Source organism: Streptomyces sparsus, from assembly GCF_054776295.1.
Window position 1 is genome coordinate 1 of the sequence record NZ_BAAHCA010000672.1, and the last position, 2,701, is coordinate 2,701.

The 2,701-nt window shown below is 73.6% G+C and carries 2 protein-coding genes; both read left to right on the plus strand.

Annotated features, from left to right (window positions below):
* On the plus strand, positions 1-500 hold a 500-nt coding region (locus tag ACYVE9_RS21940; RefSeq protein ID WP_461029609.1), incomplete at its 5' end, for an ATP-binding protein.
* Between the two features lie 15 nt (positions 501-515).
* Positions 516-2,603 carry a SpoIIE family protein phosphatase gene (locus ACYVE9_RS21945; protein WP_461029610.1) on the plus strand — a complete coding sequence of 696 codons (2,088 nt, stop codon included), beginning with the start codon at positions 516-518 and terminating at the stop codon, positions 2,601-2,603.
* Positions 2,604-2,701 lie beyond the last annotated feature (98 nt).

The window sequence follows — 2,701 nt, forward strand, 5'->3', positions numbered from 1 at the left end:
CCGCCGCCCGCTCCGGCCGCACCCCCGCGCAGGCCGGCCGTGAAGCGCTGGACGAACTGCTGCCCGAGGGCCCGCTGGACAACGAGGTGGCCCTGCTGGTGGCCCGGGTCCGCCGGCTGCCCGAGGACGCGACCGTCGCCTGGACGTTCGCCGCGGACGCCACCGAGGTCGCCCGGGCCCGTGACCTGGTCAACGAGCGGCTCGCCGCGTGGGGGCTGCACGAGCTCGCCTTCGTGACCGAACTGATCGTCAGTGAGCTCGTCACCAACTCGATCCGCTACGCCGGCGGCCCGGTCGGCGTGCGGCTGATCAGGGACGAGACCCTCGTCTGCGAGGTCTCCGACCCCAGCCAGACCCAGCCGCACCTGCGCCGGGCCCGACTGACCGACGAGGGCGGCCGGGGCCTCTTCCTGGTCGCGCAGCTCGCCCACCGCTGGGGCAGCCGGTACACCTCGTCCGGCAAGACCATGTGGACCGAGCAGCTCCTCGGCGAGCGCTGAGAGGGGGCGGCCGATATGGAGGAGCCGGGGCAGCCGGAGATCCGCGGCGGCACCGACCCGGAGGGCGTCAGCACCGCACCGGGCGGTCTGCTCGACCTGCTGCGCGTGTCGGCTTTCGTCCTCAACAGCGAGGGCCAGGTGGTGCTGTGGAGCCCCGAGGCGGAACGCCTGTTCGGCTACTCCACCCACGAGGCGCTGGGCACCTACGCGGGGCGCCTGCTGGTCGCCCCGGAACACCTGGACCTGGTCAGGGAACTGTTCGGCAAGGTGCGGGCCGGCGCCGTCTGGGCCGGTGTCTTCCCCGTCCGCGGCCGGGACGGGGCCACCCGGCCGGTCGAGTTCCGCAACATGCGCATGCACGACGTCCACGGCGACGTCTACGCCCTGGGCCTGGCCGCCGACGCCGCCACCGTGCGGCGGCTGGAGACCGACCTCGCCCTGTCCAACAGCCTTGTCAACCAGTCGCCGGTCGCCATGGGCCTGTTCGACACCGACCTGCGCTGGCTGCGCGTCAACCCGGCCCTGGAGCAGATCAGCGGGCTGCCCGCCGGAGACATGCTGGGCCGCCGGCTGGAGGAGGTCCTGCCGGCCGTCGACTCCGACGCGGTACGCCGTGCGCTGCACCACGTCATGGAGACCGGCCGGCCGATGCTCGACCAGCTGACCACCGGACGGACCGCGACCGACCCCGAGCACGAACACGTCTGGTCGGTCTCCTACTACCGGATCGACGACCCGCGCGGACAACCCCTGGGCATGGCGACGTCGGCGATCGACGTGAGCGAACGGCAGCGGGTCGCCCGGGAGATGGCCGAAGCCCGCGAGCGCCTCGCCGTGATCGCCGACGCCGGAGTGCGCATCGGGACGACGCTCGACCTCCAGCAGACCGCCCGCGAGCTGGCCGAGGTCGCCGTGCCCCGGCTGGCAGACTTCGCCGCCGTCGACGTCCTGGACTCCGTCCTCAGTGGAGAGGTCGCCGCGGCCGTCGGGCCGGAGGGCTCGGCGCGGTTCCGGGCGCTGACGGTGGCCGCAGCCGACGGCACGGCCGACTTCCAGGCCGCCGACCAGGTGGGCGAGCTGGCCTCCTACGGCCCGACCCGCATGATCACCCAGTGCGTGCGGGAGGCCCGCCCGATCCTCCTGCCGCACGTCGATCCGGAGCAGATGCGCCGCATCGCCAAGGACGACGACGCGCTCGGCATGCTGGAGTCCTCCGGCGTGCACTCCTACCTCGCGGCGCCGCTGATCGCCCGCGGTGACCTGCTCGGCACCGTCAGCCTGTACCGCACGACCAACCCCCGGCCCTTCGACGACCAGGACCTCACGCTGGCCGTCGAACTCGCCGCGCGCGCCGCCATCTGCGTCGACAACGCCCGCCTGTACAGCAGGGAACGCAACGCCGCCCTGACCCTCCAGCGCAGCCTGCTGCCCGACACGCCGCCCCGGCACCCGGACGTCGACATCGCCGCCCGCTACCTGCCGGCGGTCAGCGGCGTCGGCGGCGACTGGTTCGACGTGCTCCCGCTGCGGCACGGCAAGCTGGGCCTGATCGTCGGCGACGTGATGGGCAAGGGCCTGCACGCCGCCGCCATCATGGGCCAACTGCGCACCGCCACCCGTGCCTTCGCCCGCCTCGACATGCCGCCGGCGGAACTGCTGCGGCATCTCGACGACATCCTGGCCTCCCTCGGGGACTCCATCGCCACCTGCGTCTACGCGGTGTGCGATCCGCTCCACGGACGCTGCGAACTGTCCAGCGCCGGCCACCTGCCGCCGGTCTTCGTCTCACCCGACGGCTCCGCCGAACTGGTCGACCTGCCCAACGCGGCGCCCCTGGGCGTGGGAGGCGTGCCGTTCAGCACCGAGAAGCGCGAACTGGTCGAGGGCGCCACCCTCGCGCTCTTCACCGACGGCCTCGTCGAGGACCGCCGCGCGCCCATCGACGTGGGCCTGCGCGCGCTGCGCGCCGTGCTGTCCGGGACTCCCCGCCCGCTGGAGCAGACCTGCGACACCGTGCTGCACGCCCTGCACCACACCCCGCTGGACGACATCGCGCTGCTGCTGGCCCGGCCCCGCCCCCGACCGCCCGGGCCCGGCCGCTGACGGCAGGCCAACCGTGCCGTTTCGTGCGATGTCGGTGCGACGGCCTAATCTGTGCGACGTGACTTCTCCAGCTCAGAGCGCCGTGCCGGGGCAGCGCC